17 protein-coding genes and 1 pseudogene are annotated in these 15,017 nt (G+C 31.3%); 13 read left to right on the top strand and 5 right to left on the bottom strand.

Translation table 11 applies throughout. The features are described 5' to 3' along the window. Window positions 1-14: 14 nt before the first annotated feature. Entirely contained in the window at window positions 15-2,165 is a 2,151-nt protein-coding gene (locus tag B2U95_RS03410) for a TonB-dependent receptor (protein ID WP_296312838.1), read from the bottom strand. Window positions 2,166-2,302: 137 nt separating this feature from the next. Here B2U95_RS03410 and B2U95_RS03405 point away from each other — a divergent pair, with 137 nt between their 5' ends. The 3 genes from B2U95_RS03405 to B2U95_RS03395 are packed head-to-tail and all read left to right on the top strand — an operon-like array spanning window position 2,303 to window position 4,153. Then, window positions 2,303-2,980 (top strand): lysoplasmalogenase, encoded by a 678-nt coding sequence (locus tag B2U95_RS03405; RefSeq protein ID WP_296312833.1) that lies wholly within the window; start codon window positions 2,303-2,305, stop codon window positions 2,978-2,980. 41 nt (window positions 2,981-3,021) lie between these two features. Next, window positions 3,022-3,516, top strand: a complete 495-nt coding sequence (locus B2U95_RS03400; protein WP_296312831.1) for an RNA polymerase sigma factor — start codon at window positions 3,022-3,024, stop codon at window positions 3,514-3,516. A gap of 4 nt (window positions 3,517-3,520) precedes the next feature. Then, a complete protein-coding gene (locus B2U95_RS03395) occupies window positions 3,521-4,153 on the top strand; it encodes a hypothetical protein (RefSeq protein WP_296312828.1) in 633 nt (210 codons plus the stop codon). A gap of 464 nt (window positions 4,154-4,617) precedes the next feature. On the opposite strand, the gene B2U95_RS03390 is transcribed toward B2U95_RS03395, so the two are convergent. Both B2U95_RS03390 and B2U95_RS03385 read right to left on the bottom strand, forming a co-directional pair. Then, entirely contained in the window at window positions 4,618-5,418 is an 801-nt protein-coding gene (locus B2U95_RS03390; RefSeq protein WP_296312824.1) for a lysophospholipid acyltransferase family protein, read from the bottom strand. Between the two features lie 49 nt (window positions 5,419-5,467). Then, window positions 5,468-6,109 carry an NUDIX hydrolase gene (locus B2U95_RS03385; RefSeq protein ID WP_296312821.1) on the bottom strand — a complete coding sequence of 214 codons (642 nt, stop codon included), beginning with the start codon at window positions 6,107-6,109 and terminating at the stop codon, window positions 5,468-5,470. A gap of 2 nt (window positions 6,110-6,111) precedes the next feature. Between B2U95_RS03385 and B2U95_RS03380 the strand changes: the two genes are divergently transcribed. Then, on the top strand, window positions 6,112-6,816 hold the full coding sequence (locus tag B2U95_RS03380; protein WP_296312817.1) for a peptidylprolyl isomerase: 705 nt from the start codon (window positions 6,112-6,114) through the stop codon (window positions 6,814-6,816). A 481-nt stretch (window positions 6,817-7,297) separates the two neighbouring features. On the opposite strand, the gene B2U95_RS03375 is transcribed toward B2U95_RS03380, so the two are convergent. Continuing rightward, window positions 7,298-7,726: an FKBP-type peptidyl-prolyl cis-trans isomerase gene (locus tag B2U95_RS03375; RefSeq protein WP_296312814.1), complete on the bottom strand. Its 429-nt coding sequence runs from the start codon at window positions 7,724-7,726 to the stop codon at window positions 7,298-7,300. Between the two features lie 467 nt (window positions 7,727-8,193). On the opposite strand from B2U95_RS03375, the gene B2U95_RS03370 reads away from it, so the two are divergent. The 9 genes and pseudogenes from B2U95_RS03370 (at window position 8,194) to B2U95_RS03330 (ending at window position 14,318) form a co-directional block, all read left to right on the top strand. Then, window positions 8,194-8,676: a MarR family winged helix-turn-helix transcriptional regulator gene (locus B2U95_RS03370; RefSeq protein WP_296312811.1), complete on the top strand. Its 483-nt coding sequence runs from the start codon at window positions 8,194-8,196 to the stop codon at window positions 8,674-8,676. 206 nt (window positions 8,677-8,882) lie between these two features. Then, window positions 8,883-9,239 carry a hypothetical protein gene (locus B2U95_RS03365; protein WP_296312806.1) on the top strand — a complete coding sequence of 119 codons (357 nt, stop codon included), beginning with the start codon at window positions 8,883-8,885 and terminating at the stop codon, window positions 9,237-9,239. Between the two features lie 217 nt (window positions 9,240-9,456). Further along, window positions 9,457-9,642 (top strand): hypothetical protein, encoded by a 186-nt coding sequence (locus B2U95_RS03360; RefSeq protein WP_296312803.1) that lies wholly within the window; start codon window positions 9,457-9,459, stop codon window positions 9,640-9,642. 46 nt (window positions 9,643-9,688) lie between these two features. Beyond that, the gene (gene proC, locus B2U95_RS03355; protein WP_296312799.1) at window positions 9,689-10,504 is read left to right on the top strand and encodes a pyrroline-5-carboxylate reductase; all 816 of its coding nucleotides are present in this window, start codon (window positions 9,689-9,691) and stop codon (window positions 10,502-10,504) included. Continuing rightward, a pseudogene (locus B2U95_RS03350) lies at window positions 10,497-10,640 on the top strand (glutamate 5-kinase); the annotation flags it as partial. The gene proC and the pseudogene B2U95_RS03350, both read left to right, overlap by 8 nt. Before the next feature lie 377 nt (window positions 10,641-11,017). Continuing rightward, window positions 11,018-11,524, top strand: coding sequence for an RNA polymerase sigma factor (locus B2U95_RS03345; RefSeq protein WP_296312794.1), 507 nt, complete (start codon window positions 11,018-11,020; stop codon window positions 11,522-11,524). Between the two features lies 1 nt (window position 11,525). Further along, window positions 11,526-11,819, top strand: a complete 294-nt coding sequence (locus tag B2U95_RS03340) for a hypothetical protein (protein ID WP_296312792.1) — start codon at window positions 11,526-11,528, stop codon at window positions 11,817-11,819. Window positions 11,820-11,827: 8 nt separating this feature from the next. Further along, window positions 11,828-13,249 carry a serine hydrolase gene (locus tag B2U95_RS03335; protein ID WP_296312789.1) on the top strand — a complete coding sequence of 474 codons (1,422 nt, stop codon included), beginning with the start codon at window positions 11,828-11,830 and terminating at the stop codon, window positions 13,247-13,249. 556 nt (window positions 13,250-13,805) lie between these two features. Further along, window positions 13,806-14,318 carry a VOC family protein gene (locus B2U95_RS03330; RefSeq protein ID WP_296312785.1) on the top strand — a complete coding sequence of 171 codons (513 nt, stop codon included), beginning with the start codon at window positions 13,806-13,808 and terminating at the stop codon, window positions 14,316-14,318. A gap of 70 nt (window positions 14,319-14,388) precedes the next feature. Here the strand turns inward: B2U95_RS03330 and B2U95_RS03325 are convergent, their stop codons facing one another. Continuing rightward, the gene (locus tag B2U95_RS03325; RefSeq protein WP_296312780.1) at window positions 14,389-15,006 is read right to left on the bottom strand and encodes a trimeric intracellular cation channel family protein; all 618 of its coding nucleotides are present in this window, start codon (window positions 15,004-15,006) and stop codon (window positions 14,389-14,391) included. Window positions 15,007-15,017 lie beyond the last annotated feature (11 nt).

Genomic DNA, 15,017 nt, shown 5'->3' with positions numbered 1-15,017 from the left:
TTTAATACTTTAAATTATAAATTATCCAATTGGTTATCGGTTCCGTTTTCACTGATCGTCCAGAAGAAACCCACAAAAAAGAACTGATCTGCAGCAGGTGTTAGGGCTTGTCTGCTAAACTGTCCATTCATGTCTGTTGTATTAGCATATTGGTAACCATTAATGTTTGTAAACCCTAGAACGTTATTCACTGAGAAGTAAAGTATTTTCTGCTCATCTAATAAATACGCCCAATTTAGACTTAAACTGTTAAATGCTTTAGTGCGTTCACCCAAGAAATCTATAGTGTTTGGGTTTGTATATGGTCTACCAGATGAAAAGCCATAAGCCAAACCAATCTGGCTCTTCCAACTCTCAACCCAATACTTACCTACTAACGAAAAATTATGTTTAGTAGCAAAATTTGGCTGTGCTGCTTCTCGGAAATTTCTATGATCGCGCTCTGTATCTAAATACGAATAGCTCACCCAATAATCTAAATTTTTAATACTTGTATTATCTCGCCAAAACAGATCTAATCCTTGTGCATAGCCATCACCAGATGATGTGAAGTCACTGTCGAAACTTTCAAAATCAGTATCAAATTTCACCAAATTATCATAATCTTTTCTATACACTTCAGCTCTAAATATTTTTCCATCATTTACATACTGATAGTTAAAAATATAGTGTGATGTTTTCTGTGCTTTCAAATCCTGTTCAAATTTTAAAGCACTACTATTCGGATTCTGAAAGAAGTTACCATAAGCTAAAGAAAACTGCCCATTCTTTGATATCTTATAAGCCAATGCGATTCTTGGCGCAATATCAGTGTCATTGAAAATAGAGCTGTAGTCTGCACGTAAACCAACTTTTAAAGCTAAATCTTTAGAGAAAATAAGATCTGCTTCAGCAAAACCAGCGGTAATATTATTTTTAAAACCATAAGTTGCATCAATTGATCCATCCTTAAAATTCTCATCAAAATCTGTACTAAATTGCTCTACACCAAAGCTTAATTTAAACCGACTATTAAAACGTTTTTTAAGTTTCAATTTTATGTGTGCTGAATTTTCTGTATCGTCAATATCACTACTAAGAATTCCTGTTTTAGTATTGGCATAGGTATAACTCAAACCTGTAGTTAGCGTCCAGCTATTACCTAACACACCTTTATAGGATGTATTGAGGTAGAAATTGTTATTGTTCAATTTAAGATTTAAACCATCTTCTAAATTGATATCTTCTTGTGTTAACCTAAACTTAGAGGTATCAAAAGCAGCGTAGAATTTTAGTATACCACTATCTAACCGTTGCCTAAACACCAACTCACCCTGTGCACCTTGATAAGGAGTTTCCCAATCGTTTCTATCTTCAAAAACAGCTAAATAAGGTGATAAATTAATGTAAGACGCATTAAAACTAAGTGATGATTTCTCCCATTTTTGCGTATTTCCTAACGTTGCACCAACCGACATAATACCAATATCTGTTTTTTCTTGATCTGGTTCATCTATGGTATTTAAAAGCAATACACTCGATAAGGCTTGTCCATATTCAGACGAATAACCACCAGTCGAAAACGTAATACCATCGAATAAAAAAGGTGAATAACGCCCTCGTGTCGGAATATTATTAGTTGTTGGTGTGTAAGGTGTAAATACTCTAATACCATCAATAAAAATTTGCGTTTCGTCAGCATCTCCACCACGTACAAATAAACGACCATCTTCCGCGACGTTTGAGGTACCTGGTAATGTTTGAAGCGCTCCAACAAAATCACCTAAGGCACTTGCAGTGGTTACAACATCTAAAGGTTTTAAGACTGAAACTTTACTGTTATCGTTTGCTTCAAAAGTACCAGCACTTAAAACTACAGTGTCTAATGTTTCAACATCTTCTCTTAATTTAATTAGGAGGTTAGATAGTTTTGAAACATCCTCTACTATTGTTTTTGTTTCGTAAGACATAAATGAAACAACTAGAGATTGAATACCGTCTTGTTCTGTAGTAAATAAAAACTTACCTTCTTCGTTAGATGTTACACCATCGTAAGTACCATCTAAATATACATTTGCACCATATATTGGTTGGTTTTTGTTGTCTACTACTTTACCAGATATGGTGGTTTGTGCATGAGTAACTAATGCTAGAGTTAATACAAGGATTGTGATTAGATTTTTCATTTATTGATTGATGATTAAAAGTTCGTTTCTTGATTGTGAGACAAACTTCAATCATTTTTAACTATCTAAAAATTCTATTATACCGAACTGTGAAATTTCAATGACGAATTGAATATATTTGGCCAAACCAAACACATATGCTAACCAATATTGAAAAACAATTTTCAATTCTATTCTTTATTATTGTTTTAATAGAAATCTTAACAGGAAGCACAGAAACCCTTAAAACTGCTCATTATATAGCGAAGCCTGCTATAGTAATAAGTCTTATCTTTTTGTTTATAAACAGATCAAAATCATTATCTAAACCTATTAAAAACCTTACAATCTCAGCATTGGTATTTTCTTTAATAGGTGACGTTCTACTACTATTTGTAGATAAATCAGAACACTTTTTTACAATAGGTTTAATTGCTTTTTTACTCGCTCACGTTATGTATATTATATTATTTCTTAAACATAGAAATAAAGAGAACTCACCTTATGGTTTTATTATATTAATTTTAGTTTATGGAGCAAGTTTATTCTATTTTTTAAAGGATGGCTTAGGCACTATGCTAATACCTGTTGCTGTATATATGATTGTTATCTTAACTATGGCAACCACTGCTTATTTAAGAAAAAACAACGTTAACATTGTTAGTTATGGTCTTGTTTTCTTAGGTGCATTGCTTTTTATGGCTTCCGACAGTATTTTAGCACTAAATAAGTTTAATCATACAATACCCTGGTCTAATATTAGTATTATAGTAACCTATGCCTTAGCTCAATATTTAATTATTATAGGAATTTTAAAAATAAGTGTAACAAAATAAAACATATAACTACTAATTAGATAACTAACCAATCTCATCAATTGAACAAAGAACTCGAACATAGTTTTGTAGAACAACTGCGAACAAATCAAAACATTGTGCATAAGGTATGTCGTTTATATACCAACAATGCAGATGCGCATAACGATTTGTTTCAGGAAATAACAATTCAGTTATGGCGTGCGTATCCAAAATTTAGAGGAGACTCAAAGTTTAGTACATGGATGTATCGTGTAGGTTTAAATACAGCTATTACGTTGTACAGAAAATCGAAACGTAGAATTAACACACAAGAGTTTGATGCGGTTGAGTATAAGGTTAAAGCTGAAGAATATGATGATACTGAAGAGCAACAATTAAAGCTCTTGTATAAAGCAGTACATCAATTAAACGATATAGAAAAAGCCCTTGTGTTCTTGTATTTAGAAGACAAAGACTACAGAGAAATAAGCGCTACTTTAGGCATTAGCGAAGTTAATGCACGAGTAAAAATGAATCGCGTAAAAAAGAAATTAAGAACAATACTTAATCCGTAACATTATGGATGAATTAGATTTATTAAAGAAAGATTGGAATAAAGAAACTGATACGTTTAAAAACTATTCAGATTCTGAAATCAAACCAATGATACATAAAAAATCGTCTACAATTGTTAAGACTTTATTTTATATTAGTATTGCCGAATTAGGTTTTTGGCTTTTAGCTGGTATCCTTCCTTATTTTCTATCCTCAACTTTTAAGGAGAAGTTAGATACGAGCTATGAGAACCCTCTTTTTGTAGTGTTTAATACACTTAGCTACCTAGTGATTTTACTTTTCATTTACCTACTTTATAAGTCTTACAAAGCAATATCTAGTACTGATAGCTCTAAAAAGCTAATGGAAAGTATCCTAAAGACCAGAAAAATTATTAAATATTATGTAATTTTCACCTTATCACTCATTTTTCTTTCAATTCCACTTTCACTATATTTTGAGTATAATGAAAACCTAGAGTTTCATCAACAAATAGTTGAAGCAAATACGACTCAAATGATAATTCTCTATTTATTTGCGGTCTTTATTGCAGCCGTTTTTTTAATTCTAATTTGGTTATTTTATAGATTGATCTATGGTGTGCTTTTAAAGCGTCTCAATCAAAATTATGATGAATTAAAAAAACTCGAAATTTAGCTTAATTTAATTTCACACGAAGTGTAGGAAAAAGTATTTAAACTTGAAAATAACTTAATCATACTAGTAATGCCATTGCTCATCATTAGCGCAATGATCTTAATAACATAATTATCAATATTTGCTACGCATCCTAATAAATTGAGTTTAGCTATAACTATAGATTTGTTATTAATTACACCTTTTATTTACTTTTTACTTATTCGAAAAAAGTCTATCCCAAAAACTACAGTAGTTCCTTTTCTTATACTTTGTATTATTGTCTATTCATTTATTATTCCTGCAGAAAAACCATTACTATCTAAGCCTTTTAAAAACTTGGATACTTCCAATTGTAGAATTGTTTTTATTATCAGTAGTAACTTATAGCATTATAAAAGCGATACGATTATATAAGCAAAACAAGACAGATGCAGAATTTTATATAAAAACTGCTAACTGAAGACTGCTAAGAGTAGACTAAACTACCAATCCCTCAACTCTTTATTCAATCGTTCCTTTTCTTCTATTTCCTCTTGTGGAATTACTTTTAAAAACGAGGGGTGCTGCTCAATGGCATATTCAATCTTTTCAACGATATCTGCAATAGATTCGTTTTCGTAGTCTATTTTTAAAGGTTCTTTAATTTCAAAAGATTGATAGATATTCTTCTTTTTAATTCGAAGTCCTTTTTTATCAAATGAACGTCTAAAACCGTCAATAACAATAGGAACTACGATTGGCTGGTATGTTTTAATAATATGTGCTGTACCTTTTCTAATCGGCTTAAAAGGTGTTGTTGTACCTTGAGGGAACGTTACTACCCAACCATCATCTAAAGCTGTTTTTATGGCTGTGATATCACTCATTTTAACTTGGCGATTTACATCTTTACCTTGTGCTCTCCAAGTTCGCTCAATACTAATAGAACCTGTGTAAGCGAAAATTTTAGGTAACAAACCAGATTTCATAGTTTCTTTAGCTGCTACATAATACATATTCAGCTTAGGATTCCATAAATAACCTACATTTTTTATATTATCTAAACGACCACTTAAACTAGCGTTAAAGACATGAAACATAGCAATAACGTCTGCAAAATAGGTTTGGTGATTCGATATAAATAAAACGTTAGTGTCTGGTAAATTCTTTAATATTTCTGAACCTTCTACCTTCAACTCATTAAAACCTCTAAAACGTCTGTGCGTGGCGACACCTAGGATTCTAATCAACCATTTCTTAACGAAAAGTATATGTCCGAAAGGGTTTTTTTTAAATAATCCCATAGTTTAATTTTCAATTTTAGTCAATTACAAATGTAACAAACAGGATGGACTATAAAACTTGTTTTAACAAGTCTTTTACCTCACCAAGCATCATCGCTGTCGCACCCCAAACAATATATCCGTTCAATTTAAAAGCTGGGACATCTACTTCAACATTAAAAGACGTTGGTACTCTTGTAGTTATAATATTACTTTCATCTATAAAATCTATTAACTTCACTTCTATTATACCTTCAACTTCTTCATCTTGCTTTACAAAATTTGGAGTAGTCTCAGATACTGCTAAATAAGGATGAACCATAAAATTACTTGGAGGTATGTATAACGGAGACATCGTTTTTATAACCTCAACCATAGATTTTGGCACTCCAACTTCTTCTTCTGTTTCTCGTATTGCAGTAATCATTAAGTCGTTGTCTTTATCTTCATATTTTCCACCAGGAAAACCAACTTGACCAGAATGTACACCTTTATATGTCTTTCGTAATATTAAAATAAGGTAGGTTTCTCCTGCTTCATTCGGGTAAAATAAAGCCATAACACCTGCCTTTTTAACTGATTTTGCTTTCCCTTTCATTTTCTCTGCCAACTCTAATCGGTAAGGTGGAGACATTTTTGCATGCGAAGCTTCGCCAAAAAGATTGAGATGTTTTATTTTTACTACAGATTCTAAAAACGAATTAAAAAGCATTTATGAGATTTCTATTAGTTATTTGTATTGCGCTATTGGTATTGAATTGTGAAGATAAACAAACTTCAAAAAAAAGTGACGCTAGTGCTGTAAAAGATTCTATCGTAAAAACCGAATCACAAAAAAAACTAAAAGAAAAAACAAGACGAGAATACCCCAAGCTTACTGATAATAATGCTATGGAATTCTTTTTAGAATACGAAAAAGAACACAAAGAAAATAAGGTACGGATTGTCACAGATTTTGGAAATATAGACATTCTACTCTACGACAAAACCAAATTCCATCGTGCTAATTTTATTTTCTTAACCAAGCAGAATTATTTTAATTACACCCAATTTTACAGAGTCGTTAATAATTTTATAATTCAAGGTGGTAATAGCGATGGTTATGATGTTGCAAAACGTAGACAAAAAATAGGACGCTACCTTTTACCACTAGACACCAAGCGTGGTTACACACACAAAAGAGGTACTATTTCTATGCCAAGTGGAGACATAGAAAACGCCTATAAATTAGCCTCTCCATATCAGTTTTTTATCGTACAAAAAAAGGAAGGAGCTTATCATTTAGATGGTGAATACACTGTTTTTGGTGAAGTTATTAAAGGTATGGATGTTGTAGATGAAATTGCAGCTGTAGAAACTGACCAAGGTGAATGGCCACTTAAAAACGTTTTTATTAAAACCGTAGAAATTATAGACTAATTAAGATTCTTAATTTCTATTTTTAGGAGCTTGTTTTACCGTTTTTTAGAAACTGAATTTAATTTAGAAGTTGAATTTGGAAAACGATGAGCTTGAAACCAATGGTGATTTTTACATATCGGTTTAAGTCGCTTACTTTGTTTGTTATGAAAAAACTAAATTCATTAAAAGACTGAATAAAAAACGTAGACAACACTGTGTATAATTAATTGCTTTGGCAATTAATTATCTGGAAAATTCTGCTGGAATTTTCTCTAGCACCTATTTGTTTACTAATCTAGTTGCTTAACAACGCTGCCAACCATACAAATAAAGTTGGCAAACGTTGAAACTAAAACATAATATTTCAGAAAAGAGCAAGTTCATAATTCAAATTGCACAACGATTGTGAAGAAAATAATTAATTTATAAATAAATTGTTGAAATAAAAAAACCTATGTTGTTATCCTCAAAGAATTTCATATTTTTTAGTAAATTAATCTTATTTAATATCAACCAACTCTAGGTCAAACACTAATTCTTGACCAGCCAAAGGGTGATTTCCATCAACAATAACATGGTCATTATCAACCTCTATAATTCTAAATTGATGCTCATTCCCTTGTGCATCTTTGGAGACTAAACCTAATCCGACTTCTGGCTTTAATTCTTCCGGAAGTTGTTCATTTTCTACTTTATGGAATAATTCCTCACGAACATCACCGTAAGCCTCGGTCACTGAAATATCTACAGTTTTTTTATCATTCACTTTCATATCCATAACTGCTTTTTCAAAACCAGGAATCAACGTACCTTGTCCTAAAGTGAACTCTAATGGCTCACCATCTTTAGAGCTATCAAATATTTTTCCATCTTTTAATTTTCCTGTGTAATGTACTTTTACCGTGTCATTTTCTTTTACTTGACTCATAAAATTCTAGTTTTCATTTAATTAAAGTACAAAACTATCCTTTATCAAAGACAATAAAGAATGATGGATAAAGTTTTCCGAGTATTTAAGAAAAACTTAACATCATCACAAAATTTCCGCTTGTAAATCACAAAAAAAAAGAAAATTACTCTGTTAACTTAAACAGAGGCCATCAATTTTTCATTAGAGAAAATGGAAGAACAGATAAACGAGTTTAAAAAACAAACAACAAATGTAGTTCCCAATTAACACAAGAACAGTATCCAATGAATAGTCAGAAATGTAGAGAGTAAGCACACTCAAGACCTTACTATTATTTAACTATAAGAAAAGCTCCTAGAAGATGCTAAAAGATTATCACTATCTTTTATAGTTTCTATAAAAACTATATTAATTTTCTAAGTAAATAAAACTATTTATATCCCTAAAATAGTTTTATTTTCGGTTAACTTAAAAATATATACGCTGTGAAATACACTGAAATTCTTATAAAACTGCGCAAAATTATACGTTCTATCAATCTAGAAAGCAAAAAAATAGAGAAAGAATTAGGAATAAGCATACCCCAGCTTTTAGTGCTTCAATATCTATCTGACCAAAATGATTATAGAGCTTTTGCCAAAGATATTAAAGAATACATCAATCTAAATGCTAGTACCGTTTCTGGTATTATTTCCAGATTAGAGGGCAAAACCTTAGTTGCTAAGTCCCAAAAACCTAATGACAAGAGAGCTATATATGTTATTTTGACAGCTAAAGGTGCTGATTTACTTTATAAATACCCACCCACACTTCAAGAGAAACTATCAAAAAGATTAGAGAAATTAACCGCGGAGCAAATAGAAGAATTAGATAGAAATATAGAATTACTAACTATAATAATGGATGTAGAAGATATAGATGCAGCCCCATTACTTACAATAAAAGAAATAACAGATCATCCCGAATAATTTGTATTGGCTAAATTCTATAACACCTACATCATGGTTATATAGTAAAAAGGTGTTATTTTTACAAAACCTTAAATACCAGCTACTTAATGTTTTAATTCTTATATTAAAACTTTTAAATAGGTTCTATACGAACTATATTTTGTATTTTTAGATAAAGACCCTGTTAATAAAGAACTTTTATCATAGTTTCAATAAAAAAATATATGAAGAAAGATGCATATCTAGAAAAGGCTGTTGTGTGGGCAAACAATAAATCTACAATTTCTTTTAAGTCGATTTCAAAGGGATATGAAAGCCCTAGAATATTTACTAGCAAAACTACTCATGAAGAAATTCAGGCTGATTTATCCTTTGTTACTCATGGTGGAGTTAAACATTATTCAGTAATAGCTTTAAAAAATGAGAACCAAAAAAAAACAGTTGCTAAATGGAAAGTGCTAAGTTTCCTTGCTTCAATAAAGAGAGGAAGACTCCATTTACTGGCACCTCACGGTCACAAAGCATACGCTGAAAAATTAGTTGATACCCACAATATTGACGCAATAATCCATGCGCTTTAGCTTCGAAAAGCGATAGATTAATTTCAAAAAATCTACATAAATACAGTAATAAATAAAAAAACGCATTAAACAAAGCAACGCATTAAAGATTATAGGTTATAGGTTATAGGTTATAGGTTATAGGTTAATAATGTGATTTATTTGGCAGCGGCATTAAGCAAGCTCTTCAACGAACTCAAGAAATATTGAAATTATTATACAAAGCAAAAATTAGTTTATGAAAATTATTGATATTAAAAGAAAGACAAAAACTGAGAAAAGATATAGTAAAAAAATGGGAGAACTTTTAACCAAAGTTACCTATATAAAAAAACGCTTTTTAGGCTTGCCTATTAAAACACTACATAAATATCGAGAAACCTATTATGGTGAAGTGAAAAATTGTGATGATTGCGTAATCTAAATGACAGTCTGTTTTATTTAAATAATTAATAAACTCATAATATTTAATGAAAATACTAGTAATTGGAGCAGGTAATATGGGCCTCGCCTATGCCGAAGGAATATCTAAATCAAAACTACTCAAGAAGAAAAACATCATGGTATTGGACAATTCTGACGAAAAATTAGAAGAACTTTATAAAATTTCACACTTCGATACCTTTAAAAAACTGGAAGACTGTGTGCCAAAAGCGGATATAATTTTTGTTGCGGTCAAACCACATCACGCTGAAGAGCTATTCAAAAAAATCCACCCGATGGTCACATCAGATCAAATTATAATTTCAATTATGGCGGGAGTTACTTTAGACGCAATAAAGGAATTTTCTGCTGCAAAGAAAGTCATACGCGCGATGCCAAACTTACCTGCAAAAGTTGGGCTTGGATTAACATCTTATGTGGCTTCATCAGAAGTCTCACGAATAGAGTTATTAACTGTAGAAAATTTGTTGAACACTACAGGGAAGTCTATTTTGGTTAGTAATGAAAGTTTAATAGACGCTTCCACCGGAATTTCTGGTAGCGGACCTGCATACGTATTTTACTTCATGCATAGTATGTTGGAAGCTGGCTTGGAAATGGGATTTTCAAAGAATGAATCTAGGGTATTGGTTAGTCAAACCTTTAAAGGTGCTATAGAACTTTTTAATCAATCTGATTTATCTCCTAATTCCTGGATGGAGAAAGTAGCTTCCAAAGGCGGAACAACGCGAGCTGCACTAGATTCGATGGATGATAATAACGTAAATGAATTGATAAAGGAAGCCGCATTCGCTGCGTTTACGCGTGCTATTGAATTGGGCAAAGAAAACGAATATGCATAAAGAAATAATTATTATTAAAGTTGGAACGAATGTAATGACCAATAAAGACAATAGAATAGTGAAACCAGTCCTCAGAAGATTGGTCAAACAGATTGCAGAACTTTATAAGCGTGGTATTATTTCTGTATTGGTATCATTAAATCTGTAATTGATCCAACAAAACGATAATATATAACCTCTGAAATCAATTTTGTATTTGCTCTTATCTCAAGTATGGTAATTGGTGGAGGGTATTAAAAATAAAAACGATTTGCCAACACGGTGAATAATTAATTGCTTTGGTGAGTGCTCATCTGTAAAATTCCGTTGGAATTTTCTCTAGTCCGTATTTGTTTGCTAATTTAATTGCTTAACCACGCAACTAAACATACACATTACTTTGGTATTCATTAAACCCAGCATGAAAATCTCCACTAAAACTGACTAATTGAAAAATAATTGAATTTTCTTGTCATATTTCCACAACTCTTGTCACTAAAGTTAATAGAAAACAGGAAATAGAAAAAATATAATATGCAAAAACAAGAAGAACAACTATTTAATCAGATTCTGGAAGACAATAAGACCTGTATTTACAGAATATGTAGAATATATGCTGTTTCACCAATTGAACCACAAGATCTTTTCCAAGAAGTAATATTTCACATTTGGAAGTCATATTCAACATTTAAAGGAAAATCTAATATCAGTACTTGGATTTATAAAATTGCACTAAACGTATGCAATCGTTCTAAAATGCAGTTTGAAAGCTTGAACAACAAAACCAAGCGATTAGAATCCATCCAGTTCAAGCTTTCGGAAACTATTCCAGATGAAATTGAAGAGATAAAGTTCAAGGCACTACGTGAATGTATTTCACTTTTGGATGCAGTTGATGGATCAATTGTTATTATGCATTTAGACGAACTGCATTATAAAGAAATAGCAGCAATAACGGATTTGACTGAAAATCACATTGCTGTAAAAATGAAAAGAATAAAAAAAATATTATTGGATTGTATAACCCCTAAATTAAAATAAAATGGCAAAACAGGAACAAAGAGAAACTTGGCAAGACATAAAAGAAACCTGGGGAAATTCATCCGAAGGAGAAAAAATTAATTTTCTTTTTTCAACTTTAATTGAAGAATTAAAGGCTAATACAAGTCAATGGGAAAAAGATTCAATTAAATCTGATGTAACAAAAATCAAATCGGCTTGGAAACAATATAAAGGAAATGTGAGCCAATGGGAAAAGGACTCTATTGCTAGGGATTCATCAAAAATGTCTCAATTATTAAAAAAGTTTTTAAAAAAATTAAAAAGAAAAAAATAGTAACAATTATGAAAAAAATTATATCAATAAGCTTATTTGTTTTGATTACAAACATAACATTTGCACAAACTGAAAAACCTACTTACAAAGTCGTTGTAGAGGCCTTTGTAAAAAACTACAATACTAACAATTTTGAAGTTGTTTTCTCTATGTTTTCAAGCGATATGAAAGTAGCAGTGCCCTTAAATAAATTAGCACCCTATTTAACAAATTTGAAAAAACAAGCTGGAAACATAACCAAAAGAGAATTTGTAAGTTATAAAAACGAGAGTGTTGCGGTTTACAAAACAAATTTTGAAAACGCCATTTACGCCCTAAATATTTCTTTAGACAATAATTCTAAAATTAATGGTTTTGCTGTAACACCTTTTGCAGAAGAAAATACTTCAGAAACTGTGATAAATAATTTATCTATTAAAGCTAGTAGTATTTCAAAAAAGCAATCTCAATTAATATTTGAAAACGCTAAGACTTTTCCTAATCAAACACAAGTTTCGATAGCTTTTATCAATAATGGAAAAGTGAGTTATTACGGCACAAAAAAGAATAATGATACCATTTCGGCAATTGATAATCATAAAAGTGTCTTTGAAATAGGTTCTATTTCAAAAGTGTTTACATCCACGCTACTTGCTAATTTTGTTATAGACGGAAAAATTAAACTAAATAATAATATCAATGATTATTTAAAAACACCTTTTCATAATAATATAAAAATAGCGTTTATCAATTTAGCTAATCATACTTCTGGACTTCCTCGTTTGCCTTCAAACTTAGATTTAGCAAAAGTAAATCTTGAAAATCCGTATAAAGAATATAAGGAAAAAGAATTGGAGGAATATCTAACAAACCATCTTGAATTGTCAAATAAAGGCGACTATCAATATTCGAATCTAGGAGGAGGATTAATGGGTTACACGTTAAGTAAAATTGGAAATACTACTTATGAAAACCTATTACAGAATAAAATATTTTCCAAATACGAGATGCAAAACTCAACAGCAGATATTAATAAAGTAAAAGGACATTTAGTAAGAGGACTAAATAATGAAGGAAAAGAGATTCCAAATTGGGAATTTTCAATTTTGGCTGGTGCTGGTGGAATACTATCAACGCCAGAGGACTTATCGAAATTTGTTATTGCTCAATTTAAACCTTCAAACAAGGCATTAGAATTGACAAGGCAGAAAACCTTTGAAATAAACGACACTATGGATATTGGTTTAGGATGGCATTTATTAAAATCCCAATCTCAAAACATTTGGTACTGGCATAATGGTGGGACAGGTGGATATTCGTCATCAATGGTATTTGACGAAAAGACAAAAAACGGTATAATAATACTTTCAAATGTGTCAGCATTCAATCCGAATATGGGAAATATTGATAAACTATGTTTTGAGTTAATGAAAACATTGGAAAAAAAATAACGAAATGCCAACACAGTATATAATTTATTGCTAGTCCTCGCCTACTTACGAAAATCTTCGCGGATTTTTTATTCGTTTTTTATTTGCTAAATTATGCGCTTAACCATGCAACTAATCTTATACAATCACGTTGGCATGTAATTGCCTACGGCACTTAGAATCGCGTTTTGAAAACGCTTCCCGTCTACTAATTATATACCAACGTCTACTGTTAATTGCACCTCGCCAATTTATTGTATATTTAATGTAGTATACGAGGAGACTCCGAACAAAACTAAACACAAAAGTATGTATAGCGAATGAGGCGCAATTATAGCCTCATTCGCTATAAATAGTGGATGTTAGGGTTCATTACTAAACGGTTGGAAAGTAACACTTTCTCACCAACAGTATTTTTCTACAAAAATGGTAAATTACGAAGGAAAAGGAATTGAGCCCGATTTTAAAATATTAAACTATAAGAACGATAATTCTGATGCTGTTCTATTAAAAGCAATTGAGGTATTGAATAAAAACTATAGGTAACAACAGATAAAATTAAACAAATTTAAAAAGTATGAAAGATAAAACTAGTTACCCTAAATCATTTTCGCACATCGGAATTACCGTACCAGATATAAACAAAGCCGTTGGTTTTTACAAAAACGTCATGGGATGGTATGTTATTATGGCACCATCTAAGGTGCAAAAAGAAAGCGATACAGCAATTGGACAAATGTGTATTGATGTCTTTGGTGACGATTGGGAAACATTTGATATTGCACATATGTCTACCTCTGACGGTATTGGTATAGAATTATTCTCTTTTCCACACGGCAAAAAAGAAGCACCCGCTTTTAATCCGTTTAATACAGGCCTATTTCATTTTTGCGTTCAAGATCCAGATATAGAAAACTTGACTAAAAAAATAGTTGAACATGGTGGTAAACAACGCATGCCAATACGAGAATATTACCCTGACGATAAGCCTTATAAAATGGTTTATGTACAAGATCCTTTCGGAATTGTATTTGAAATATACACGCATAGCTATGAACTCACCTATTCTTCTGGCGCTTATCAGAAATAAAATTTTAAACTTAAAAGGGATCAATAAATATTGACAAGAATAAAGGTCTTAGCAATTAATAAATTTCCATCTATTTATTGCCTTCATCACCGTATAAAGTTGGTAAACTAATTTTAAAAATCACAGCCAATAACCTAACCGTTATAACCACACTTAGTGAAATAACAAAAATTAAGTTTTGATCTGTAATAAACTCGCGTAAAATAAAATAAGTACTCCCACCAAATATACAAGCTGTTGCGTATACTTCTTTTCTGAAAATCACAGGGATTTCATTACATAAAATGTCCCGTATTACACCTCCAAAGCAGGCAGATATTGTACCTAAAGCAACACATATTATGGGATGTAAGTCTGCATTTAAACCTTTTTCAATTCCGATAACTGTATATAAACCAATTCCGATAGTATCGAATAAAAAGAGTGATTTCCTTAAGTGCTTTATTTGATTTCTAAAAACTACAGCCGCAAATGTAGCTGCAGCTATAACATATATAAATATCATATCTGCCATCCAAAACACAGGTGTAGAACCTATTAGCAGATCGCGTAATGTACCACCACCTACAGCAGTAACGAAAGCAATTATAAACACACCAAACGGATCCATACGTTTATTCATGGCGACCAACACACCAGAAATGGCAAAAGCGATGGTTCCTAAAATATCAATAGTTTGAATAAACATGGTTTTTTTAT

The sequence above is a fragment of the Winogradskyella sp. UBA3174 genome, assembly GCF_002364335.1.
In the GTDB taxonomy this organism is placed as follows: domain Bacteria; phylum Bacteroidota; class Bacteroidia; order Flavobacteriales; family Flavobacteriaceae; genus Winogradskyella.
This window is presented reverse-complemented; position numbering and strand designations above follow the sequence as displayed.

What these genes read in the sequence shown, in the direction of transcription:
- B2U95_RS03410 (WP_296312838.1), bottom strand. Translation starts at nt 2,165, where the DNA reads ATGAAAAATCTAATCACAATCCTTGTATTAACTCTAGCATTAGTTACT.
- B2U95_RS03405 (WP_296312833.1), top strand. Translation starts at nt 2,303, where the DNA reads ATGCTAACCAATATTGAAAAACAATTTTCAATTCTATTCTTTATTATT.
- B2U95_RS03395 (WP_296312828.1), top strand. Translation starts at nt 3,521, where the DNA reads ATGGATGAATTAGATTTATTAAAGAAAGATTGGAATAAAGAAACTGAT.
- B2U95_RS03390 (WP_296312824.1), bottom strand. Translation starts at nt 5,418, where the DNA reads ATGGGATTATTTAAAAAAAACCCTTTCGGACATATACTTTTCGTTAAG.
- B2U95_RS03385 (WP_296312821.1), bottom strand. Translation starts at nt 6,109, where the DNA reads ATGCTTTTTAATTCGTTTTTAGAATCTGTAGTAAAAATAAAACATCTC.
- B2U95_RS03380 (WP_296312817.1), top strand. Translation starts at nt 6,112, where the DNA reads ATGAGATTTCTATTAGTTATTTGTATTGCGCTATTGGTATTGAATTGT.
- B2U95_RS03375 (WP_296312814.1), bottom strand. Translation starts at nt 7,726, where the DNA reads ATGAGTCAAGTAAAAGAAAATGACACGGTAAAAGTACATTACACAGGA.
- B2U95_RS03365 (WP_296312806.1), top strand. Translation starts at nt 8,883, where the DNA reads ATGAAGAAAGATGCATATCTAGAAAAGGCTGTTGTGTGGGCAAACAAT.
- B2U95_RS03360 (WP_296312803.1), top strand. Translation starts at nt 9,457, where the DNA reads ATGAAAATTATTGATATTAAAAGAAAGACAAAAACTGAGAAAAGATAT.
- proC (WP_296312799.1), top strand. Translation starts at nt 9,689, where the DNA reads ATGAAAATACTAGTAATTGGAGCAGGTAATATGGGCCTCGCCTATGCC.
- B2U95_RS03345 (WP_296312794.1), top strand. Translation starts at nt 11,018, where the DNA reads ATGCAAAAACAAGAAGAACAACTATTTAATCAGATTCTGGAAGACAAT.
- B2U95_RS03340 (WP_296312792.1), top strand. Translation starts at nt 11,526, where the DNA reads ATGGCAAAACAGGAACAAAGAGAAACTTGGCAAGACATAAAAGAAACC.
- B2U95_RS03335 (WP_296312789.1), top strand. Translation starts at nt 11,828, where the DNA reads ATGAAAAAAATTATATCAATAAGCTTATTTGTTTTGATTACAAACATA.
- B2U95_RS03330 (WP_296312785.1), top strand. Translation starts at nt 13,806, where the DNA reads ATGAAAGATAAAACTAGTTACCCTAAATCATTTTCGCACATCGGAATT.
- B2U95_RS03325 (WP_296312780.1), bottom strand. Translation starts at nt 15,006, where the DNA reads ATGTTTATTCAAACTATTGATATTTTAGGAACCATCGCTTTTGCCATT.